The organism is Chrysosporum bergii ANA360D (genome assembly GCF_029891735.1).
Taxonomy (GTDB): Bacteria; Cyanobacteriota; Cyanobacteriia; order Cyanobacteriales; family Nostocaceae; genus Umezakia; species Umezakia bergii.
In genome coordinates this window covers 1-23,238 of record NZ_JANQDH010000029.1, presented here as the reverse complement: position 1 = coordinate 23,238, position 23,238 = coordinate 1, and the positions used below count along the sequence as shown (strand labels likewise).

Below are 23,238 nucleotides of genomic sequence, written 5' to 3'. Positions count from 1 at the left end.
ACTTAGACTGATTTGAATTGTATACCATAAGCCTCTTAAACCATTGTGGAATAAGGGTTGTATGGCTATACCGTTTTTATCCCATACCGTCTTATTGGTTAGTAACCAAGTTGTCTAAAACCCTTGATAAAATAGGTTTATCGTCAGCTTCGTAATCAGCAGGCCACGGGTTCAAATCCCGTCATCGGCTTATAAGCGCTGTACGTTCGCAAAAAGTTAAAAATCGCGTTTTAAGTTGCCTGTGCGCGTCTGGAAGTGACGCAAACTGCGGCTTTAAAGGAGGCGATAAGAGATTGGTTACAAAAAAAAGATTCCCCTGCGGGTAACAAGTCACAGGGGAGCTAGAAAGTTTTATTATTTCAAAAGCTGAAGGGGCGATGCCTGTGGCGAGCGAAGCTATCGCATATTTTCTGTAGCTAACAAAGTAGTTAAAAAATTAAACTACCCACTTTGCCCCTTTATTAGCATGGTCATAAATCAAATCAAATACTGTGTCGCATTTAAACTTAAATAACACTCGATCATAACTGTCAGGTAGGTTTTGATCTAAAACTTCTTCTACTGTTGATTTTACCCTGCGTTGACTCTGCATATCTTTATACCAATCTTGCACTAATACTTTTGGCTGTTCTGTTGTCAGTCGCTGTAAAAGAGACTTAGCAGCTAATTTGACTTTCTGGGTTTCTTCAGCAGTCATTTTATCTTTTTTGAGTAAATCAAATAATTCTAGTTCGTCTTCTGTCAAACCTTCCCGAATATGTCTTTCTGCTTCTGTTTTCAGGTTTTCGGCAAAGTTAACCAAGGCTTCATAATAGTTTTCAGTTGATGAACCACCAGCGTTATATTTATCAACAATTGCTTGTAGTCTTTGGGCAAAATCTGTACGAGTTGTATTTTGCTGAATCATTTTATTGAGTTTGTCTTCTATAAAACTCCTTAAATCAGCAATTTCAATATTTTTATAGGGTTTTTGCGTAAATTCCGCTTTGAGTTGTTCAAAATTAATTTTACTTAAATCCCAAACTTGCCCTTTTTGAATAGTTTTGTATTCTTTACCATATTCCTGTGTGGTAACTCTTTGATCATCTGTAACTATACTTTCATCTAATAATGCGGCAATTTTAAAACTGAGATCATCATTATTTTTACGTTCAATTATAGCATCAATTACCCCTCGTAAATATTGAAAAACTGACACTAGGGGGCGTGGTTGTTTTAATATCTCTGGTTTACAGGCTTCGTAAAGTGAGGTAATGGTATTGTCATAAACTACAAAGGCTTTACGCCATTCATCTTTTTGTAGTAAAGTGTCGGCAAATTGGTTAAACTGCTCTAAATTCTTAAAAGTGTCTTGACTATCAAGGATAACTTCTAAATTAATACCTTTTTCCTGACAAAATTCTAAACCTTGATCAATAGCATCATCAAGTAAATTAAATAATTCAGATTTATTCGGAACTAAAGCATCTTGATCATTCCCTAAAGCGTAGGCTGCTAGGGCTTCTTTCATATTCCGAAAAACATTATAATAATCAATAATTTCGCCATTTTTTTTAGTAATATGATTAATTTGATAACTACTAACGCGATTCGCACGGGCTATAGTTTGCATTAGTGTGTGATCTTTCATGGGTTTATCTAGGTAAAGAGTAGATAAAGTTGGTACATCAAAACCTGTTAACCACATGGCACAAACAAACACTAAACGCAGGGGATTTTCTGGATCTTTAAATTGATATTCGATATCATGACCTTGGGCATCAAGGGTATTCATTCGTTTTCGGTGGGGTTTGATATCCAGTCCTTGTTGGGCAAATTTTTTCTCTTCGCTTTCGCTTCCTTCTAAACTAATTACTACAGCCATTTCTGTTTCCCGCATAAAATCAAGAATCTTTTTGAGACGCACTTTCTCGATTTCATTCTGAGTTTTTTTGATTCTCCCAACTAAATTTTTAATTGCTGCTTTCCAGTGATACTGTACTTTTTTATACATTTTTACAGCAGTAAATTTATCAACGGAAACTACTAAACCTTTACCCAAATAACCACGACGGGGAAAATGATAAACAATATCTTTGGCAATTGTTTCTAATCTATCATCTCGTTTGATAACTTCAATTTCACGGGCAAATTGTTTTTCTATTTTCGCTTGTTGGCTATCATCCAGGTTTTCATCTTCCAGAATTTGATAAAATTCCTCACTTAAATTTTCGTTTTGAATTAATACTTCTGGTACTCGCTGCTGATAAAATAACGGAACAGTTGCACCGTCATCTACTGATTGAGAAAAGTTATATTCACTAACATAATCACCAAACCATTCATTAGTTTTGCGTTCTTTTCCTAATAAGGGTGTACCTGTAAAAGCCAAATAATTGGCATTTGGTAAACCTGCCCGCATATTTTCCGCTAAGGATTTATATTGAGTGCGGTGTGCTTCATCTACAATTACAATGATGTCGTTTCGTTCACTTAATATTGGATATTTTTTACCTTTTTCATAGCGGAATTTTTGAATTAATGTAAAAACGATCCGCTTGTTTAAAGAAAGAAACTCTCGCAGTTGTTCACTATCTTTAGGTTGAGCCGTTTCTTTTTCTTTAACGGTTTCAGTGTTTAAGAAATTGCTGTAAATCTGCCCGTCTAAATCATTGCGATCTGTCACTACCACAAAGGTAAAATTGCCCGTGAGCTTGCGGAAAATCTTCCTGACATAAAAAATCATAGAAAAGCTCTTTCCTGAGCCTTGAGTATGCCAGAAAACCCCTAATTTACCCTGTTTTTCTTGCCGATATTTAAAGGAATCTATGGCGCGATTCACACCGATAAATTGATGATTTTGGGCGACAATTTTCTGAGTTTTATTTTTATAAATAATAAAATTTTCAATATAATCTAGGAGTTTATCAGGATGAAAAAGACCATCTATGGCAAGTTCTAAGCTAGTACCAGATTCCTGAATCTGCTGACGATCTATTTTTTCTTTTTCATCTTCTACCCGTAACCAATTAAAGAAGTTTTCCCAGTCGGCGGTAAAACTGCCAATTTTAGTTTCTAAAGCGTTGGAAAGGATACAAAAAGCATTAGTTAGAAACAGTTGGGGAATGTCTTTTTTGTAGTTGGTGAGGTTATCATCAAAGGCTGTTTGTAGTTTGATGTTGGAGTTTTTTAGTTCTATGAAAACTAGGGGTAAACCGTTAATATAAAGGATAATGTCAGGACGGCGATAATTTCTTTCTCCTTGAATCCAAAGTTGAGAAACTGCTAAATATTCATTATTACCATTTGTGCTAAAGTCGTTAAAATCTATTATTTTTACTTTCGTGGTTTCGGTTTTACCTTGGACATTTTCATATTCTGTGGGGATACCGTCACGAATTAACCCGTCTATTTCCCGGTTTGCAGCGATGGGAGACATGGACTGGCGTTTATTGGTGAGGGTTTCTAATGCTGTATCTATGGCGGTTTCTGGTATGCTGGGGTTGACGCGCAAGGCCGCAGCTTTTAACCTGTCATAAAAAATGACATCTCGTTTATTTGTGCGGTGTGATTTGTCGTTTAAGTCGTCAGGGTTGACGGTGTAGCAGTTGAGTATTTTAAAACCCTGCTGTGCTAATTTGCGGAGTACCGCCTGTTCGATGTCATCTTCAGAGATAAAGTTAGGCATAGTTTATTTATGTCAACCATCTCGTTATATACAGCTTCCGGGATGATCACCCTACTATACAACTGTCGCAATAAATCTAACTGACCAATTGCTGCTAAGTTTGTAATTGGTGATGTATCGCTAACTATAATCACAGTAAACCCATTGATTGCAGTGTCTTGATATCAGATTCAAAATCTTCAACATCATAGTTAATATGTAAACCTCGTTTTGCTAGTTCATGCTGAAATTCTAGGACTGTGATTCCTGTCCATGCTCGGACTTTACCACTGCTAATTTTACCTTGTTGGTAAAGCAAAATGGCAATTTCTAATTTGAGTTCGTCTTCAGTCATGTTTGAAGCTCTAAGGATATCATTGGGAATTATGAGGCTCATTTGAAAAAACTCCAAGTCCTAATATATGTTTATTCTAATTCTTCTCTCATGCTGGGTGGGAATTGAATGTCTAAGTCTTCTACTGAAAGTTTACCAGAGATGAGACGAGTTAGGAGGCGATCGCGTGTTTCAGCAAGATTATTATTTAACTTAACTATAAGCTCTTTCTGTTTAAAAATAATTGCTATTTTGTGATTAAAATTATTTTGCAAGTTTTTAGGAGGAATAGACATATAAAGTCCACCTAAGTGATTTCTGTTTAGCGTGGGTACACCAGCACCAGAATTAAAATTTTCCAGCTTTAAAAATTTTAGTGTGTAGTAAATTTTGATGTTGCGGTTGTATGCAATCTACTAAACAAAGCAAAACTCCTGCATCACACAGAATCATAACTCTAAACCCTGCTGACGATATTTTTCCAGCAAACGTTCTTGATAATCATTCTGCGGTTCATGATTTAATACAGATAATTGATCAACCTGTTCAAACCACCGCTTCCACCTATATGTATTTGCTTGTTTGACTTCTCCCCTTAACCCATTAACTGTAATGTTCATTTTTGCCAGTTTGACAGTTTCTAGGGTTTTTTCTTGTCCACAAACATATAAATCATTAATTACACCAGATTTGAGGTCAGAGTTAGCCCGCAGGGTATCAGCACTCTGCCATAGGGTGTCTTCAAGTTTTTTGAGTTCTTCTGGTGTCAAGGGTCTAGATGCTGTAGATGGCTAATGTGTCCGTTCTGGGTGAACCTTTGAATTATATACCGAACTTGCGCCAATGGGAAAAATTGATGGAAGTTGATAGTTGATGGGATGCGATCGCTTCCCCAGCCATATTGCCGTCTATTAGATCATAAAATCTTATGTGACTGTTATGTGACTGAAAACCGAAATTTATAAATTTACAAAATTAAATAATGGCTGAAAGTCTTGCTATTTATGGATTTTAAATATTTTCCTTTAAATCTCGTTATGTGATTCCAGAAAATTCTGACTCCTCACCATCTCCCCAAACAGCAAAAAACACCCATGACACTAACACCCCTGAGTCACCATAAACTACCACTCAACCCGATGACAAAGCGATTCAGGACCCCAAAAGTATCTAGCAAATCATCTGTCATGTAGCAGAAGCGGAGGAGTTTCCACCAATTGCGGAGATTTTGGAGGAGTTGGAGGTTTTGGAGCAAGAAGCAGAGGCGACTAATGAGGTTTTGAAAAAGGTTTTGGGGCGGTTTAGGTAAGATAAAAGTAAAGTAAAGTATTGTGACGTAGGAATAATGGTACATATCACTGCTAAGACACTGTATGATACTGATTTTGCCCTTTGGGTTGAGGACACTGTGAGCAAATTAAAAACCGGAGATTTTCATCAAGTTGATTGGGAGAACTTGATTGAGGAGGTTGAATCTTTGGGAAAACGAGATAAACGAGAATTAAAAAATCGGTTAATTACTTTATTCGAGCATATATTAAAACGTAAATATGTACCTTTGTCAGATTGTTATCGAGGATGGGAAGTTACTATTAAGCGTACTCAATCAAAATTAAGAGATATTCTGGCTGATTCTCCCAGTTTACGCCATCTATTACTAGAAATTTATCGTGACTGTTATGATGAGGCCTTGGAAAATATGCGAATTGAATATGATGCTAACTTCCCTGATGTCTATCCTTTTATTAATGATGTAGATGTTTTATTAAATCAGAGGTTTTGGGAAGATAATTAGACACGAGGATCTGACGGGGCGACAAACAAGGCTGAACACAAGACAGTGTAAAAAATGTAACGATTCATCATATCCAGATTCATCTTGAAATTGATCACTTGTCCAGATAATATAGGGATGTGTTCCTCTAAAAACCCTACTGGAATTAATATTATCCTTACAGGTTTGACATTCTACTTCTCCTGGTTCATCTAAATTATAAATGTGAACATGACCCAGTTTGCAACGAAGAGATACCCTGTAAGGATTAATAAAATAAATCCACCCCTGTCTAGGTTTTTGTCCAGCCACTTTTATGATCCTAATTCACTGATTAATTTTGCTCTTTCTGCTTGCAGATTTAGTTTTACTTTTTCTTTTGGTTGATGGTTTTTTTGAGCTTCAACCATTGGCGCAGTGCTATACACATACTCTAGTAATTGATTTATTTTATCTTGTCCTGCACCTGCCCATTCTCTTCTAATGTTATCCAGAATTAGCTTGAGACTTAAAGGTAAATCTAAATCATCAACATTACCTGATTCCGTACCAAGTTTAATCAGTATCGTATTACCTTGAGATTCTTGAATAATCTCTTTTCCATTCATTGTCCTTAAAACATTATCTATTTCCTCATTCCAAGGTCCATGAAGATAATAGCACCAATCTAAATCAGTTAATTGGTTTCCTGTCCATTTGACAGCATAAAGATCAGCCAAATACAAGAATTTAATTAACTGGGTTTTGGTGAGATATCCTTTTGTCGCATAGACAAAATATTTGATGAGTTTATCCAGCATAATCTTTATTTCTCCCGAATATCATAAAATTATCCAATTCCTTTAGGTTGGGAATATAAACATATATAAGTTTTGTATGAGAGTTAGCGCTTTTATGGAGTTATGATAATTTTCCATCGGCTAATTATAATTCGTTTTTATCTCAATTTTTGACAATTTTTAACCCAGCAGCTATATTAATAGTGATCATGTACCATATTATCATATTTGGATGATGTAATTACAGTTAGCTACACAATTTTTGACTGAAGATCACCCTATATCTTCCTTTGAGTATTTGTCACTACTGCAAACAAGTTGCTAGTTATCAACATGACCAGCAAATCACCGATAGACACAAAATGCGATCGCCCTCAATATCCTAAATTCTCTTCTGACTCCTCACCATCTCCCCAAACGGCAAAAAACACCCATGACACCAACCATCAACCCACAAAGCCGGAACTTTAAACCTACAAAGTGGCAAGATGCACTATCAGCAGAGCGAACTTTAGGCACTCTAGCGATTTGATGGCGTTTAGACCTAAAATCTTATGGTAATCCGTCGATAATTTCCAAAATTAATGAAATTCTAGAAAATTGCCCCCGATATCGGCTATCTGAAAAAAAAACTATTCCAAAAAAAGGTATCCAAATATCGAAGTATCCCGACGATTTAGATCTTATTTTGTCGGTTATTGATGGTGGGCAAGAATTAAGTGATAAACTTTCAGTATTATTACATTGAAATTTATTTTCTATAAACTTAGTTTTAATGACCATATTGTAGAGAAAAATCAAAATCGAGTATGAACGCCGAAGACTTCCAAAATAGTGCTACAGGTAGATTAGTACAAATAGAAGAAGGTAAAAACCCTTGTTATGCCTTTGTTCCTAACCCCCTACCACCAATAATTGAACTGGATATAGAAATTTGGCGTACTCTTTCAGATGCCGATCGCGCTTTAGGTGAACTTGCTGGATTAGGACGCACTATGCCAAATCCGACTCTGCTCATCCGTCCATTTATTCGCCGTGAAGCTGTTCTTTCCTCACGGATTGAAGGAACGCAAACAAATATAGCCAATCTTTATGCTTATGAAACAGGACAGCTTTCACTTCCTGGTGTTCTCCCTCCTCCACCCAAAGGAGATGCACAAGAAGTATTAAATTATGTGCGTACACTAGAGTACGGTTTAGATAGACTTAGTAGCTTACCAATTTGTTTACGTTTTATATGCGAACTCCATGAACGCTTAGTAGATGGTGTGCGCGGAAAAAATGCGGCTCCCGGAGAATTTCGTCGTTATCAAAATTACATTGGTCAATCAGGCTCTATTATCAACCATGCTCGATTTATTCCTCCTCCCGTACCGGAAATGCACCAATGTCTAAATGAATTAGAAAAATATTTACATGACAATTGTAATTATCCGCCATTGATTCGGATAGGTTTAATTCATTATCAGTTTGAGAGCATTCATCCGTTTATGGATGGTAATGGACGTATCGGCAGATTACTAATTTCACTACTTTTATTGAACTGGAATTTATTACCCTTACCCTTGCTTTATCTCAGTGCTTATTTTGAGAAACATAGACAAAAATATTACGATTTTATGCTAGGCATCAGCAAGTATGGTAATTGGCGCGAGTGGCTGATATTTTTTCTCCAAGGGGTAACAGAACAATCAAAAGATGCGGTGATTAGGTCAAAAAAATTACAAGACTTACAAATTCAATGGAGAAACGAATTAACCCAAGCTCGTGCTACTGCCTTATTATTACGTCTTGCAGACAGCTTGTTTGAGTCACCTATTTTAACTATTCCCCAAGCCCAAGAAATTCTAGAAGTTACATATCGCTCTGCACAACAGAACGTTGAAAAACTGGTAAACGCTAACATCTTGTATCAGGTTAGTGAAGGTTCTTATGGTAAGGTATTTATTGCTCCACAAGTCTTACAAGTCATAGAGGAGTAAATCTACTTAAATTATACTTTTTTAATAAAAAATATAATTTGATTAATTAGAATTGTACTTGAATATCAATTCATTGAAACCGTTACAGTGGTTACTTTCTACTATAAAACAGCGATGACTTTTGGGGAACAGAGCGATCGCCCTCAATATCCTAAATTCTCTTCTGACTCCTCACCATCTCCCCAGCCGATATACCCTCCCCTTCAGTCCCAAAGTAACTCAAAGCTCCCGCAGCCTCAGCACGAGAAACCGGTTTTTTAGGTTGAAACAGAGTTGTATAGCCAAATACGCGGCGAATATTGGATTTTGAGCCATTTTGAAAATCAGCCAGCACCGCCCTTAAAGCCTTGGGGTCAATTTTTGCCGTATCTTGAAAACCCCAAGATTGATTAACTGCTTCTAAACTCGCAGTAGGTAAAGGTTGGCGAATATCCAGAGGAACTTTCCAAAGAATCAACTGTTCTCGTGTTAGAACTGCATCAGGACGAAATAAAACCGCAGTTGAATCACCCGACAAAAGACTAGGAACCAAACCAGCCTCCGCCAACCCTTGAATAACTGAAAAATCAACATCAGTTTTTGGCACATCACTAAAACTAGGTTCACTGCTTTGTGATACCAAGCGAACCTGTTTAGCCGGATTATTAACATACATGGCATTGTTAGCCCCCACTAGCCAACGGGCATATTCCCGGCGAGTAATGTTTTTACTCGGTGCAAATGAGTTAGTGATAGTGTCGTTAGAGTTATTTTTAACTTGGGCAGATTGTACAGATAAAACACCCAAAGCCGCCAAATATTCGATAGATTGCCGCAATTCCGGTGGTGCTTCCTTAAGATCATTAAATTGCTGAGATTTTAGTGTAGGTTTTCTTTCTGTAGCCAAATTATCTTGGTCAGAACCAAAAACATTTCCATTACTCTCAGTTTTAGCCTCCGCTGCTACCCTACTATTAACTAAATATTCAATCACTAAAACAGTAACCGTTTGTGGTTGATCTGGTTGAGGGTTAGTGACTGATTGTGGCTGAATAGACACCTTGACCTGCAAATTATCACGCTGCACCTCAAAAGTATCTGGCAAATCATCTGTAGGCTGTTGTAAAACCTGCCAATTACTTTTTTCCAACTGCTCACTATAAAAGTTAGTAATAAAATTGCTAGGGTCAGAACTCAGCCAGCGAGTGACCACCCCATTTTGGGAGCCGTTAGCTAGTGTCACCGACTGTAATTGAGCATTGGGATATAAAGGAATATCCTGGGGAAAGTCAGATGGTAACTGAGCCTTGGCTTCCTTTTCCTTTGCTTGGGGTTGATTTTTTTCAGAACCGCCAAAAATTCCCGGGTTATCTTTTAGCCGGGGATCAGCCGCCAAAGATTGTTCCAGGGTTTTGGCAGTAGGACTCTTACCACAAGCTGTTACAGAAGTCAATAAAATAGCCAAACTCAGCAAGACAGCTGGACGTTTAGAGAAAAGCACAGGAAATCAAAAATCAAGTGTCTATTCCTAGACTAGCGCACACCTTGACATACTCACCGACCTTCTAAAAACATCCCATAACTTATTTAAAACTCTTTCAAAACTCCTTTAAAACTCTCCACAGCACCGTGTAGCTACCATCAGAACGGCGACGCACCGGACGAAAAGCCAAAATAATATCACTACCAGGAATTTTTTGTAGTTCCTCTGGGGATATGGCTTCACCATTCAAGATTTTTTCTGAAACTTGAAATTGCAGCGATCGCACCACATAAGTATGGTTTAATTCCGCAGCAGCATGAGACAAAATAACCACATTTTCGGGGTTATTCTGATGTTTGCCCGTTAAAAACCGTCTTTTATCAACTTGTAAAGCCTCTAAATCCTTCGGGGGTTGGTAATTCAGCAATAATTCCCGCGTGGGTGAAGGGACAAGTTGCAGTTTTTCATCTAACTTCTCCAGAGGTATATCACCCACCTCAACCATTAAACTATAATCCAATCCCTGATCCAGCAATTTAAAGCGTTCTCCTAGCATATGAAGTGCTAAACTAGGATTAAATCCATCCTTAGCATCACCCAAAGAGGGGAAAGGATAACGTTCATTGACATTAGGTTGCAATCGGTTCCAAACAGTATTCAGGGGACGTTGGTACACCGAAGACCGTAATACACGGAAAATACCAGTACCAGGCAACTCCAAAAACCCAGCGTAAATCTTTGGTTCCTGCGGATCAAGGTCGTAGGCAAAGCGGTCAAGTATAGCAGCATTTTCCCAAGGATCTGTAAACCTGATTTCTGGGGGAAACACCCTTTGTACAGCCATTAACATTTGCTTCGCAGTGGACAGACTAGCAACCGCTGACTCAGGCGCTGTGATGGCAGGTTGTACAGGTGCTGCATAATTAGCTATAGCTGTTTTCCTATTTCTGCCAATTAATCCTACTTCTGGAGATGGTGCTTGTGTTGCCAAAGTATGAGTAGATAAATTTGGTTCTAGCGTAGCAAAAGGAACAGCTGGTTTTCCCAATTGGGGATACTGTACAGGTGCAAGAGAAAGTACAGGATCTGACTGGCGTTCACCACTAACCAGGGGTAACTCCCTGACCAAAGCCAACTCACCCCGTCGAGATAAAAGCCGGTCTAAAACAGGAGATAATTTGACCAACTCCTGCTTAGAAGTATACAAAGAGCAGTAAATTTGATTTGGAGCCGTAGTTAACCGATTAAGTAAAGGCAAAAGCTTTTTGGATGAATCCATTTGAGACATACAAAAAGTTTGAGGACTTTGTAGCTGACCATGCACAAAACTCTCTACCCTTTGCACTTGAACAGTTAATTGTCCCCTCACAGCCCGCAGACGATTAGGATCTGGATCTGTGAGTGCTTGTTCAATACGAGCAATCAAATTGATCTGGTCCTGTACCATTCTCCCTGCTTTAGTATAAAACTTTTCTCTTCTTAGCCTTGATGTTAAATTTTCAATCAAAGAAGATGAGAACGGATTTTCAGTAGCCTTAGTGATTACTGGCACAAAAGCCAGACCCAAAGTCAGCAAAAAGCTCAAAAATAATTGTCTCATGCCAAAAATACCCAGGAGATAAGAGTATGAAAAATCTAAAATAGATATTAAATTGAAGAAAATCAACCACCATTGACCGTCAATCTATTCTACTTTCTCTTAAGCCAAGCGTCGCCGGGTTGTTACCAGTGCTGAAACACGATTACATGAAAGTTTCCCAGGATCAGCCTATTTATTCTGAGGCTCCACTCCAGTTGTTACTATTTGTCGATGGACGACCAAAGTCTCGACAACAAGTACAACGTATCCGTGCTTACTTAAAAGAATTGCAGGCTGAATACAGCTTTGAACTTCAAATTATAGATGTCGGGCAACAACCCTACTTAGCAGAACACTTTAAACTAGTAGCAACACCAGCTTTAATCAAAATCCATCCCGAACCTAGGCAGATCATAGCTGGGAGTAACATTATTGCCCAATTAAAAAACTGGTGGCCTCGCTGGCAAGCAGCCGTAGATGCTTACTTAAAACTACAAGAAGACCTACAAGAACGAATAGACGACAACACTCGGATGTCATCACCCAAATCTACCATTCGTTCCGTAGCCGTTTCCGCAGAACTAATCAAACTTTCAGATGAAATTTTTCGGCTAAAACAAGAAAAAGACAAACTTCAGGAGCAGTTAAACTTTAAAGACAGAGTAATTGCCATACTAGCCCACGACCTCCGGAATCCCCTAACAGCAGCCGCCATAGCCATAGAAACCCTACAATCTAACTACAATATAGACATGGGTACATTTACAAGGCTCAAACCAGCTATGGTCGCACATTTATTAAAACAAGCCCGCACCCAAATTAAAACAATAGACCGGATGATTGCTGACTTATTGCAAGTAGGACAGGGTAATGACACAGAACTCCCCATAGCACCACAAAAAATGGAAATTGGCAACCTGTGCTTGGATGTGTTAGAAGAATTGCGCGATCGCTACATTGCCAAATCCCAACATATAGAAACAGATATTCCCCAAGATTTACCCTATGTATATGCCGATCCAGAGCGTGTGCGCCAAGTGCTGATAAATTTGTTGGACAATGCCATCAAATACACACCAGAAGGAGGCACAATTAGTATTGCCGGACTGCACCGCACCACTCAAAAAATACAATTTAGTATTGGTGACACAGGTCCAGGGATTCCCGTAGAAAAACGCGATCGCATTTTTGAAAACCACTACCGACTACAACGAGATGAAAGTATAGATGGTTACGGCATTGGTTTGTGTTTGTGCCAACGTATCATTCAATCACATTACGGACAAATTTGGGTAGACTCCGCCCCCAACGGCGGCGCATGGTTCCACTTTACCTTACCAGTATATCCATCCACTAGCAGAAGCTAAATCAGTTTCTTGCCCAGTGCTGCTTTACAATGTTTTAACATCACACCTTATTAAGCAAGTTTTATCAATGCCAGATTCATTAATGTATCAGCAGGAAAACTTTGTTCTTCTAGAAACAAACGCACCAGAACAAATTCTCACAGCCGATGAACTATTATACAAACTCAAGATCGTGCTAGAAAAAATCAACAATCAAGATTTGCCCATAGATTTACAAAACCTCGATTCCGTAGATACTCAAGCCCAATATTTAATTGACACAAGTTGTGAATTAGACATTGGACCCGGAAAATATTTACAATGGTATGCAATACGACTAGAAAAGTAGTTTTCATAAATCCTGTAGTGCAGGCATACTATGGCCACGCCACCCAAGCTATCGACAATGACTAACCACTAATAATACTTAACTCAATCATATCCTCCTCAACCTCTGTAATTTTAATATCCACCCCAGGACCAAAGTACTTAGTCATTTTTTCCTGTTTTTCTTGCCAATCATCAAATGAAATAAAGGGCGAATCGAATAATAAAACCAAAGCATAACCCCCATTAATTTCCGCCTCTCGTAAGCTTATCAGCACCGGGCGTTCTTCATCTGTAGGACTCAAACCGAGATAATCCAAAGTCTCATCTAAATGACCCTCCTTACCATAGCAGTATCGGGTAACGTCCTGACGAATTTTATTTTGTGTCACAGTGGCTTGCTGTTCCCGTAACAGTGAAACTGACGGTGTAGTGTCTTCGCTGAACGGTGCAGGGGGAATTTCATTAGCCTTAAGTGCTAATCCTCCCAAAAACAGAGGAAACCCATAAAAAAAGCCCACCAGATTAAGTGTAGCGTTATCAGCAGCATAAGCAGCAAAACCAACAATCACCAATACACCGCCAACACTTAAACCAATCGTCCCCAAAGAAATTTTACGAAACATACGCTTAGGATATAATAGACTACTAACATCTCAGTTTTTATTATCGTCGGTTATTCGTAACATTGACCAAGATGTTTAAAAACTCTGATTAAATGTATAAAAAATCCGGAACTGCCCAATAAAACCACAAAATCACACTCACTAAACACCCTGAACTCATACACTCTACCACGATCGCGCCTGATGCGTGCAACAAAACCACACTTAAAATCAGTAACCCCCAATTTTACGTTAACCTTAAATAAAAGCTATTTCAAAACTGGAAAAAAATAATGGATCTACAAACCATAAAAGAACGAATTGCAGCAGTTCAAAGCAAACGTGAGTACCTCTTGAGCCTGTTAGAACGGCCAAACCTAGGAACTTTGAGAATTGATGTCAATCAAGCCCTAGAAGAAATGGATGATTTAATTGATGAATTTAAACGGACTATTCCAGAAACAGATAATAATTAAGCTCAACTAGTCCAAAAAAAACACCACAGATCTGGGTAAACCTTTAATTGAGGTTTACCGGGCTCTGTTTTAGATCACCACTCAACTTAACTATTCATCTATCCACGAATAATTTTTTTAGCATCAATTAAATTTGAACTTATACCAGTTGAACGTAACGCCATATTCATGAGAGTTTTTTGTGAATTAGTCTCCGGACAATCTTCACCAGTACGGCGTTGAATATAACTTCCATCAGTTTGTAATTCCCAGGCTTGACGATTATCTGCTAACATAATTCCCAGAATCTCTTGTAAATCTTTAGCAATATCTGGGTCTTTAATAGGCGTAACCACTTCAACTCGTCGGTCTAAGTTGCGACGCATCCAATCAGCACTACCAATATATATTTCCTCTTGTTCATTATTATGGAAATAATAGATGCGAGAATGCTCTAAAAATCGCCCGACAATGCTAATAACGCGAATATTTTCACTAACGTCTTTAAGACCTGGACGTAAACAGCAAATACCACGCACAATCAGATCAATTTGCACTCCAGCCCGGGAAGCTTCGTATAAAGTAGAGATGATTTGCGGATCTACCAGGGAATTCATTTTAGCCACAATGCGCCCAGAAAAACCATTCTGCACATTTTCTATTTCACGATGAATTAATGCCAAAAAGCGATCGCGCATATTCACAGGAGCCACCAGCACCTCTCGATAAGATTTTTGTCGAGAATAGCCCGTTAAAAAGTTAAACAAATCCGTAATGTCCCCAGCCAGTTCTTCCCGACAGCTAAATAATCCCAAATCTGTATATAACCTTGCTGTTTTAGGGTTATAATTACCAGTCCCTATGTGTACATATCGCCGCATCCGGTCTTTTTCTCGTCGCACCACCATAACAGTTTTGCAATGAGTTTTCAGCCCTACCAAACCATAGACAACATGCACACCCACCCTTTCTAAACTTCTCGCCCAGTAAATATTATTTTCCTCATCAAACCGCGCCTTTAATTCCACTAGTACAGATACCTGCTTACCATTTTCCGCAGCAGCAATCAAAGCTTTAACAATGGGGGAATCTCCAGAGGTGCGATAGAGAGTCATTTTAATAGCCAGCACATTAGGATCATAAGCTGCATGGGTAATAAACCGCACCACCGTTGAGGAAAAAGATTGATACGGGTGATGTACCAACAAATCCTTTTCCCGAATAATAGCAAAAAAGTCTTGACCCTCCTCCACTTCCAAAGAATCTGAAGTCAAACTTGGTTCTCTCAACCTTTGCAAACGTGAAGGTACCACAGACTGGCGTGGTGCTTCTTTGAGTTCCGGTAACGCTAAAGACATAAAATACATTAAATCCCGCAGTCCCAGAAAACCATCAACCGCATAAACATCATTTTCAGTCAAATCCAAATCTTGTAATAACCGAGAACGTATAGGCTCAGGAGTGTGGGATTTCATTTCTAATCTCACAGGAGTTCCACCCATGCGCCGTTTGCGTAGTTCCTGTTCAATAGCTAACAGCAAGTCATCAGCTTCATCTTCCTCCAAAGCCAAATCAGCATCACGGGTAATGCGAAAAGGATGATACTCCTGTATATTCATACCTGGAAACAGAAACTCCAAGTTATGAGCGATCACCTGTTCCAAAGGTACACCCGTCCAGCGAGCAGTACGCCCAGCTTCAGAAACTTCTAACTCTGGTGGTAAAACCAAAAATCGCGGTAGTACGTTGGGAACTTTCACCCTGGCAAAAAGTTCTTCTTCAGTCTCTGGATTTTTGACTATCACAGCTAAATTCAGACTAAGATTAGAAATGTACGGGAAAGGATGACCAGGATCAACCGCCAACGGAGTTAGAACTGGGAAAATTTGCTCTTCAAAGTAATTGTTTAAATAACTCCGTTGTTTTTGATTTAAATTGATGTATTCCAGTATGTGGATACCATGACTAACTAAAAGAGGTTGCAGCGCCTGTTCAAATTGTTGGTACTGCTTTTTCACCAACGGGATCAAAGTTGATCTAATATCATCTAGCTGTTGTTGCGGTGTGCGACCATCAGGAGTTAGTTGGGAAACTTTAGCTTCTACCTGTTGCTTCAAAGCCGCAACCCGCACCATAAAGAATTCATCTAAATTGGCGCTAAAAATAGCCAAAAATTTCAATCTTTCTAAAAGCAGTGTACGGGGGTCACAAGCCTCGTGTAGTACACGACCGTTAAACTCTAACCAGCTTAACTCACGGTTAATGTAATATTGCGGATCGTTCAAATCAATGGGATGGGGGTTTTTCTTTGATTTCGCCATAACGATCTCAGGGTAGATAGATGAAGCCATACATCTGGTGAACCTTGACACTCCCCGTCTTAAAGCATCGGGGATTCTGTACCCTACCTTGCCACTTGCTCTCATAGACGTTCGCCTAAAAGAGTAGAGGTCACGAGTCCTACAGCCTTACTTCGGGACTGCCCGCCCCTAGCTTGCCTAGCAAGATTTAAAATATTAATTGCTGCATTTGTGTCTCTATGTAGCTCCCATCCACAAACACATATATGAGTGCGAGTTGATAGAGTTTTTTTCACAATGCGCCCACAATTACTGCTCGGTGTAAAAACTTTCTAAACCAAAAATCAAATATAGCACCTCACGCTCCACTTTTGACAAAACTATTTATCCTTGTTTTCCCATGTTTCAAGCCACCCGTCGCCGTCTTGCTCTGTGGTACACCGCCGTAACTGCTGTATTACTCCTACTATTCGCCAGTGGTGTATATTTATATGTCCGGAACACATTAATTGAGCGTATTGATGATACCCTCAATCATGTAGTGGAAATTGTAGAGCGATCGCTAGTGATTTCCCCAGTTGATAGAGATACTGAGCAATTTAGCATTAACCTAGAAGCAACTTTCCGAGATAACGCCAGCACAGTAGAAGATGATCACATTGACCTAGAATGGTTTAGCCCCAACGGTCAATTACTTTGGTCAACCCTATCAGAGCCTTTAAACATCCCCATTCATGGTAATCATGTCGGCGAAACCGTCCGCGTACTTAAACAACAACCCCAAGAGCCTACAACCCCAGACTCAGCACTAAACAATGACCACTCAGTGCTGTTATTGAGACAAGTTACCCAACGAGTGCAAGTGGGACGGCAAGTATTAGGATATCTGCGTGTTAGTCATCCTTGGTTTGAAGTCACTAAACCCAGTCGCCAACTGATCATCGACCTAGCATTAGGTACTTGGTTCATGGTCCTATCCGTCGCCGCTAGTGGCTGGTTCCTCTCAGGTAAAGCAATGGAACCAGTAGACGAATCTTACCAACGCCTCAAACAATTTACTGCTGATGCTTCCCACGAACTGCGAAGCCCAATTACCCTGATTCAAACTAACGTACAAGTTGCCCTGGCAGAGTTAGAATTAACAGCAACAGAAGTCACCACTTATGCCAACTATCGTCAACAATTAAAAGTAGTAGAACGCCTAACCCAGCGCTTGGGTAAACTAGTCAATGACTTATTATTCTTAGCCAGACAGGATAGTGGTATCAGCAAAGATGTTTTTTCTTCCTGTTCTCTCGACGCTTTACTCATGGAAGTAGTTGAAGAACAACAATTATTAGCCCAAGAAAAAAAAATTACTTTGACCCTGGATTTAGTTGACCCTCCCACATCAGACCTTAGCCCCGAATTACTAGAAAATTGGTTTACACTTCAAGGTAAATGGGATCAATTAGTAAGACTATTCACAAATTTAATTAGTAACGCTATACAATATACCCCAGCCCAGGGACGAGTACACATACAATTAGCCCGTCTAGAAGCAAGCAATCGTGTTTCTAAAATTCGTTCCAGCACAGCTTTATTACAAATTAAAATCAGCGATACTGGCATTGGTATTCCCCCCGAAGCTTTACCGCGCCTATTTGACCGCTTTTATCGAGTAGATCCAGCACGCACCCATCAGACAGCAAACACAAATACAGAAACTTCTACAGGTTCAGGATTAGGACTAGCCATCGCATCTGCCATTGTTGAACATCATCAAGGTCATCTGCAAGTTGAAAGCAGTCTTGGTAAAGGTACCACCTTCACTGTCACCTTACCAATCACCCTTGACCATTAAATTGATTTATTTACATTCATAAAATAACTATTAATTATTTAATTACCTCACCCTTAAGATTTAAATATTAGTCTGATTTTATTTTAATTTTGCTGCTTTAGTTAGATTAAAAAAAATAGAATTAATCATTAAATTAAACTTGTTCACTAGTTGCCAGAATCCCAACTAATTTTACTTAAAAATGCACCATCAAAAATCTTCCACCTTTGCGCCTTTGCGCCTTTGCGTGAGATTAATAAGATATTCCCAGTCAATACCACCCCTTGTCAAAAAAAGCTTATTCAGCACCATTTGCGGCGGACTACTCATTAGTAGCCCAGCAATAGCCCAGCAACCCACCTCACAAACTAACCCTTGTCCTCGTATTTACTACGAAGAACCACACAACAACCGCATTGTAGTCCCACAGGGATGCCCACCCAATGCTCTCACCCGGAAACTACAAGCCCAAGGACGGCTCCCAGTAACTACTGTCCCCACCACCCGCCCCAGCCAGATACCCCCTGGCGTTGGCGGTGAAGCACCAGATTCAAGAACTTTAGCACTCAATCCCTGTCCTCGTATTTACTACGAAGAACCATTTAACAGTAGAAACGTTGTACCAGAAGGATGTCCCCCAAATGCTCTCACCCAACAACTAATGGCTCAGGGAATTCCTCCCACTCAAGCTGTACCAGCCCGCCCACCAGTAATCGCCATTCAACCACCCTTACCAGAACAACAACAACCAGCCAGCGCCAAAATTGCCCTGGCCAATGGTAAAGTTAATATCCGCTTAATCAATGATACAGGCGCTGAAGTTACTTATGAAGTAGTTGGTGACACACCCGCGCGATCGCTTGAAGGTAAATCAGATATCATGTTACGAGATTTACAAGCACCAGTAACCATGACATTCTTCCGTGAAGACGGAGGATTGCTTCAAGTCACCCCCCAACCCTCAGCCAAAACCGGGATGATGGTAGTAAGATTGAATGAAACCACCGACATACAAGAGGATAAAAACACAGTACAAATTCAAGAAGACGGTAAAGTATTCTTAAACTAAAATCCCTCCACCAGCCATTTCCTACCGCTTCAGCATTTGAGTTAATTGATCAATTAATTGCACCTCCCGTTTACCATCTCTAGTAGTTCTTGCTAAAACAATAGCCCGTTCATAAAAATTACGAGCAGTTTGATAATTACCCAATTGTTCATATAAATGAGCATAAGACTCAAAAGAATTCAATTCTTCTCCCATATTTCCTAATTCCTGGGAAATTATTAAACGTCTTTCTAGTAGATCAAAAGCACGTTGATAACGTCCCACCGCACTGTGAGCTAAAACCAAACCGTCAATCGCTCGTAATTCATTAGTGCGATCGCCGCTGATTTGAGCCAGTCGCAATGCTGCGCCATAAGTGCCAATTGTGTTTTGATAACTTTTAGCCTCTAAGTAGGCATCACCCAAATTATTTAGTGTATTAGCTTCACCGATAATATCACCAGCTTGACGGCGAAAAATCAGAGCAGTTTCTAACAATTTAATAGCTTTGTTATAATCTCCCAACCTCAGAGCCACCAAACCTAAATTACCATAAGAAAGTCCTTGTCCTTCAATACTCTTGATATGACTAGCAATTTTTAAGGCCTCTTCTATCGTTTTACCAGCAGCCATGGGTTCACCCTTTTGTACTAACAAAGTACCCATATTATTTAAGCTAAAAACTTGACCTTCCAGGTCATTTGTATCACGACCAATAGCCAACCCCCGGCGCAAAGCATCTTCTCCCTCCTTCAAGCGATTTAGCCCGATATAACATTTCGCCAGTAAATCATATGTCAGTCCTTGTCCTTGAACATCCCCAATGGCATGATAAACTTCCAATGCTTCCAAAGCCGATGTCACAGCTTTATTAGCAAATCCAGAAGCATATTGTTGTTCAGCAATACGCAGCAATGTATCTGCCTTTTCCCTGGATTTTTGCCGACTAGAACTAACAGATCCTTGGAGTTGCTCCGTAATATCCCCACCAAGCACCATCATAGGACTGAATACAACCACAAACAGCAAAAAGTAACGCCCCACTAATATTGGTAATATTGGTAATATTGGTAATAAATGTTGTCGTTTCATAGAACTTACTGTTAAAATCACGGCTTTGAGTAATGACCAGCAGCTTACGTATTTATATTTAGGCTCTCATTGTACAAAATCTTCCGCCAAATAGATAACACGTATATCAGCCGGTAATTTATCTTCTAGCATACGATAACCCTCCTCCAGAAAATTGGGTACTTCAAGAGGTGATATTTTTTCCCCTTCAGCTTGCAAGTAGGCTGCAATTCTCGTTTCGCTCCAGTGGAAAGTTTGAGCCATTAAAACCATTAACCGCAACATAGGTGGTAATTGGTCTAAAGCCTGTTCCACATAACACCAAAAAGGCGGTGAAGCAGAAGAAAGAGAATAATGAATTGCTTCAGTTGGCGGTACTTGAATCTCATTGATACAGAAAGCCGTAATATTAATCAGCCAATTTTGCAAAGTTAAAGTGTTTAGACCCGAGGAGGATTGAGTTAAATTGAGTCTCCGCAGTTCCTCATAGATATGCTTCCAAGTCAGAGCAAACAAATAATCAGCCTGGACAGGCGATCGCGCTGAGTGCTGAATCAAAGTGTAAACTATAGGGCTATAGCGGCAAAAAATAGCTGTAAAATACTTGCCAGCATCCGGATAACTCTGAAATAGATTCAGCAGTTCCTGATCACTGTGATGAAATAGCGACTTGACCAACGGGTGATTAACTTCAGGAAAATGGGGAATTTGCATAACTTGACAGTGGATCTTAGTTAGAATAATATTTTCAATACCCATAGTACCCTTATCTACACACAACCCGGGTTTTGTTATTCTCTTTGCTGCAACTCAGATTAGGTTAGTATTGATAAACTAAAAACAAGGACTTAAATTTAGTTCATAGACAATAATAAAAACGGCTCCCTTTAATAATCTGTTGGTTTGTTCATCGTTATAGCAGCTAATGTGATGACTTTCATATTCTCCCCTTCGACTTTAAGCCCATTTTTACTTTCCCTACCCTTGGATAGCATATTCTCCACCCAAGGTATAATGGTAATGTTACTAGCAGCATATGCTGGTGCCATGTGGATGTTCCTCACCAGCGCACCAAAAGTACATACTGTTATGGTGTCCGACCTAGAAATTGCCCGACAGTTGTATGAAGGGCTACTAGATTTACCAGCTGCCGAAGTACCTTTGCACTACTACTACAACTACGAACAAACTTTAGGCGCAACTGGAATTGATCCACTGTATATGTCTACCACTCCCAGTTGGTCTAGCAAAGTGATGAACAATGCTAACAATGGCTTGTGGTATCAACTCAAAAAAAATACCCAGTTACACGTAATTACAGGAGCCAGTTTAGGTCATAAAAATCAGCAACGTCATGTTTGTTTTGACCGTGACTGCTTAGATATGATTTTACTACGAGTAGAAATGCGTGGTCTAAAATTTAAAATTCGCAACCACAAACCCCTTAACTTTTTAGTCAAAGATTATGAAGGACGCATTATCGAAATAGCAGAAGTAGCAAATTAGTCTAGTATATTCCAATATTGAGTATACTAATTTGGAGACGAGTCGGTCAGGTCACTGACCGCCTTAGTTTAATTAGTGCGGGCATCTTGCCTGCCACAGTTATAAGATCAGGATATGCCTCACTTCGGCAAAATTCGCCATATACAAACTAATAATGCGAAGAGACTCCATTTTTTACAAACTATTCAAACAATTCCCCGGTTTATTATTTGAACTAGTAGACTCACCCCCAACCGCAGCTGAACAATATCAATTTGAATCAGTGGAAGTTAAAGAAACAGCATTCCGTATGGATGGTGTATTTTTACCCCCAGATAATGCAGCGGAACAGATAGTATTTTTTGCAGAAGTGCAATTTCAAAAAGATGAAGATTTATATTTTCGCTTTTTCTCAGAATTATCCTTATTTCTTCACCGTCACCCCATCCGTTATGATGACTGGTCAGGAGTAATAATTTTCGGTTCTCGCAGTTTAGAGCCATCCAATTTAAAAATTCACCGCTCCTTATTATCAGGTGAACAAGTGCATCGAGTGTATTTGGATGAACTGGGAGATGTGCAACAGCAACCCTTGGGATTAGGATTAATGTTGTTGACAATAAAAGAAGAACAAGAGGCCATCAACACAGCCAAATTCCTGTTAGCACAAGCACAGGAACAGTCAGCAAAAGAGATAATAGATTTAATTACCACGATTATTGTTTACAAATTTACCAACTTGAGCCGACAGGAGATTATAACCATGTTAGGACTGGATTTAGAAGAACCAAGAGCCATACGCGAAGCAAAAGAACAGGGACTAGAACAGGGACTAGAACAGGGTCGGGAACAAGAAGCTCTATCTTTAGTTATAAGACAGTTAAATCGCCGTTTAGGTATAATTTCCCAGGATTTATTGTCACAGGTTCAACTCTTATCCCTATCACAGATAGAGACTTTAGGTGAAGATTTATTAGACTTTACCACCGTAAATGATTTGCAACAATGGTTACAGTCTCATCCAATTTAATACAGGCAAAGTCAGAAATAAAGCAGAAACATCTCCTAGTGCGGGCATCTTGCCCGCCACAGTTATAAGATCAGGATATGCCTGACTTGGGCAAAATTCGCCATATACAAACTAATAATGCGAAGAGACTCCATTTTTTACAAACTATTCAAACAATTCCCCGGTTTATTATTTGAACTAGTAGACTCACCCC

The 23,238-nt window shown here is 39.3% G+C and carries 23 protein-coding genes and 2 pseudogenes; 12 read left to right on the top strand and 13 right to left on the bottom strand.

Annotated features, from left to right (window positions below; genetic code table 11):
- Positions 1-243 precede the first annotated feature (243 nt).
- Positions 244-345, top strand: a pseudogene (locus NWP17_RS17515) (hypothetical protein); the annotation flags it as partial.
- Positions 346-436: 91 nt separating this feature from the next.
- On the opposite strand, the gene NWP17_RS04510 reads toward NWP17_RS17515, so the two are convergent.
- The 5 genes and pseudogenes from NWP17_RS04510 to NWP17_RS04490 form a co-directional block, all read right to left on the bottom strand.
- A complete protein-coding gene (locus NWP17_RS04510; protein ID WP_280653719.1) occupies positions 437-3,667 on the bottom strand; it encodes a type I restriction endonuclease subunit R in 3,231 nt (1,076 codons plus the stop codon).
- A gap of 5 nt (positions 3,668-3,672) precedes the next feature.
- Positions 3,673-3,801 (bottom strand): annotated as a pseudogene (locus tag NWP17_RS04505) (PIN domain-containing protein); the annotation flags it as partial.
- Positions 3,798-4,043, bottom strand: coding sequence for a UPF0175 family protein (locus NWP17_RS04500; RefSeq protein ID WP_280653718.1), 246 nt, complete (start codon positions 4,041-4,043; stop codon positions 3,798-3,800). The gene NWP17_RS04500 and the pseudogene NWP17_RS04505, both read right to left, overlap by 4 nt.
- Before the next feature lie 29 nt (positions 4,044-4,072).
- On the bottom strand, positions 4,073-4,276 hold the full coding sequence (locus NWP17_RS04495; protein WP_280653717.1) for a restriction endonuclease subunit S domain-containing protein: 204 nt from the start codon (positions 4,274-4,276) through the stop codon (positions 4,073-4,075).
- Positions 4,277-4,429: 153 nt separating this feature from the next.
- A complete protein-coding gene (locus NWP17_RS04490) occupies positions 4,430-4,750 on the bottom strand; it encodes a DNA methyltransferase family protein (RefSeq protein WP_280653716.1) in 321 nt (106 codons plus the stop codon).
- A 575-nt stretch (positions 4,751-5,325) separates the two neighbouring features.
- On the opposite strand from NWP17_RS04490, the gene NWP17_RS04485 reads away from it, so the two are divergent.
- Positions 5,326-5,775 (top strand): DUF29 domain-containing protein, encoded by a 450-nt coding sequence (locus tag NWP17_RS04485; RefSeq protein ID WP_280653715.1) that lies wholly within the window; start codon positions 5,326-5,328, stop codon positions 5,773-5,775.
- Positions 5,776-6,068: 293 nt separating this feature from the next.
- Here the strand turns inward: NWP17_RS04485 and NWP17_RS04480 are convergent, their stop codons facing one another.
- The gene (locus NWP17_RS04480) at positions 6,069-6,554 is read right to left on the bottom strand and encodes a type II toxin-antitoxin system antitoxin SocA domain-containing protein (RefSeq protein WP_280653714.1); all 486 of its coding nucleotides are present in this window, start codon (positions 6,552-6,554) and stop codon (positions 6,069-6,071) included.
- 312 nt (positions 6,555-6,866) lie between these two features.
- On the opposite strand from NWP17_RS04480, the gene NWP17_RS04475 reads away from it, so the two are divergent.
- Both NWP17_RS04475 and NWP17_RS04470 read left to right on the top strand, forming a co-directional pair.
- Positions 6,867-7,004, top strand: coding sequence for a hypothetical protein (locus NWP17_RS04475; protein ID WP_280653713.1), 138 nt, complete (start codon positions 6,867-6,869; stop codon positions 7,002-7,004).
- Positions 7,005-7,342: 338 nt separating this feature from the next.
- Positions 7,343-8,515 (top strand): Fic family protein, encoded by a 1,173-nt coding sequence (locus NWP17_RS04470; RefSeq protein ID WP_280653712.1) that lies wholly within the window; start codon positions 7,343-7,345, stop codon positions 8,513-8,515.
- 151 nt (positions 8,516-8,666) lie between these two features.
- On the opposite strand, the gene NWP17_RS04465 is transcribed toward NWP17_RS04470, so the two are convergent.
- Both NWP17_RS04465 and NWP17_RS04460 read right to left on the bottom strand, forming a co-directional pair.
- Positions 8,667-9,995, bottom strand: coding sequence for an S-layer homology domain-containing protein (locus NWP17_RS04465; protein WP_280653711.1), 1,329 nt, complete (start codon positions 9,993-9,995; stop codon positions 8,667-8,669).
- Positions 9,996-10,092: 97 nt separating this feature from the next.
- Positions 10,093-11,577: a hypothetical protein gene (locus tag NWP17_RS04460; RefSeq protein WP_280653710.1), complete on the bottom strand. Its 1,485-nt coding sequence runs from the start codon at positions 11,575-11,577 to the stop codon at positions 10,093-10,095.
- 128 nt (positions 11,578-11,705) lie between these two features.
- Between NWP17_RS04460 and NWP17_RS04455 the strand changes: the two genes are divergently transcribed.
- Positions 11,706-12,923 carry a histidine kinase gene (locus NWP17_RS04455; protein WP_280653708.1) on the top strand — a complete coding sequence of 406 codons (1,218 nt, stop codon included), beginning with the start codon at positions 11,706-11,708 and terminating at the stop codon, positions 12,921-12,923.
- A 67-nt stretch (positions 12,924-12,990) separates the two neighbouring features.
- A complete protein-coding gene (locus tag NWP17_RS04450) occupies positions 12,991-13,251 on the top strand; it encodes a CRR7 family NDH-1 assembly protein (RefSeq protein ID WP_280653707.1) in 261 nt (86 codons plus the stop codon).
- A 61-nt stretch (positions 13,252-13,312) separates the two neighbouring features.
- Here the strand turns inward: NWP17_RS04450 and NWP17_RS04445 are convergent, their stop codons facing one another.
- Positions 13,313-13,855: a DUF2854 domain-containing protein gene (locus tag NWP17_RS04445; RefSeq protein ID WP_280653706.1), complete on the bottom strand. Its 543-nt coding sequence runs from the start codon at positions 13,853-13,855 to the stop codon at positions 13,313-13,315.
- 272 nt (positions 13,856-14,127) lie between these two features.
- Here NWP17_RS04445 and NWP17_RS04440 point away from each other — a divergent pair, with 272 nt between their 5' ends.
- Positions 14,128-14,310 carry a hypothetical protein gene (locus NWP17_RS04440; protein WP_280653705.1) on the top strand — a complete coding sequence of 61 codons (183 nt, stop codon included), beginning with the start codon at positions 14,128-14,130 and terminating at the stop codon, positions 14,308-14,310.
- 98 nt (positions 14,311-14,408) lie between these two features.
- Here NWP17_RS04440 and ppk1 read toward each other — a convergent pair whose 3' ends face one another.
- Together ppk1 and NWP17_RS04430 are read right to left on the bottom strand one after the other, a co-directional pair.
- The gene (gene ppk1 / locus NWP17_RS04435; protein ID WP_280653704.1) at positions 14,409-16,610 is read right to left on the bottom strand and encodes a polyphosphate kinase 1; all 2,202 of its coding nucleotides are present in this window, start codon (positions 16,608-16,610) and stop codon (positions 14,409-14,411) included.
- A gap of 101 nt (positions 16,611-16,711) precedes the next feature.
- Entirely contained in the window at positions 16,712-16,885 is a 174-nt protein-coding gene (locus tag NWP17_RS04430; protein ID WP_425332639.1) for a zinc ribbon domain-containing protein, read from the bottom strand.
- A gap of 104 nt (positions 16,886-16,989) precedes the next feature.
- Between NWP17_RS04430 and NWP17_RS04425 the strand changes: the two genes are divergently transcribed.
- Positions 16,990-18,432, top strand: coding sequence for a sensor histidine kinase (locus tag NWP17_RS04425; protein WP_280653703.1), 1,443 nt, complete (start codon positions 16,990-16,992; stop codon positions 18,430-18,432).
- A gap of 181 nt (positions 18,433-18,613) precedes the next feature.
- Positions 18,614-19,480, top strand: coding sequence for a hypothetical protein (locus NWP17_RS04420; protein WP_280653702.1), 867 nt, complete (start codon positions 18,614-18,616; stop codon positions 19,478-19,480).
- 21 nt (positions 19,481-19,501) lie between these two features.
- Here NWP17_RS04420 and NWP17_RS04415 read toward each other — a convergent pair whose 3' ends face one another.
- Both NWP17_RS04415 and NWP17_RS04410 read right to left on the bottom strand, forming a co-directional pair.
- Positions 19,502-20,551: a tetratricopeptide repeat protein gene (locus NWP17_RS04415; protein ID WP_280653701.1), complete on the bottom strand. Its 1,050-nt coding sequence runs from the start codon at positions 20,549-20,551 to the stop codon at positions 19,502-19,504.
- Between the two features lie 66 nt (positions 20,552-20,617).
- Complete coding sequence (locus NWP17_RS04410; RefSeq protein WP_280653721.1) at positions 20,618-21,244, bottom strand: RNA polymerase sigma factor; 627 nt, start codon at positions 21,242-21,244, stop codon at positions 20,618-20,620.
- Between the two features lie 195 nt (positions 21,245-21,439).
- Here NWP17_RS04410 and NWP17_RS04405 point away from each other — a divergent pair, with 195 nt between their 5' ends.
- The 3 genes from NWP17_RS04405 to NWP17_RS17570 all read left to right on the top strand — a co-directional run.
- Positions 21,440-22,036, top strand: a complete 597-nt coding sequence (locus NWP17_RS04405) for a glyoxalase-like domain protein (RefSeq protein ID WP_280653720.1) — start codon at positions 21,440-21,442, stop codon at positions 22,034-22,036.
- Positions 22,037-22,190: 154 nt separating this feature from the next.
- Positions 22,191-23,045, top strand: a complete 855-nt coding sequence (locus NWP17_RS04400) for an Rpn family recombination-promoting nuclease/putative transposase (RefSeq protein ID WP_280653700.1) — start codon at positions 22,191-22,193, stop codon at positions 23,043-23,045.
- Positions 23,046-23,162: 117 nt separating this feature from the next.
- On the top strand, positions 23,163-23,238 hold a 76-nt coding region (locus NWP17_RS17570; RefSeq protein WP_425332640.1), incomplete at its 3' end, for a DUF2887 domain-containing protein.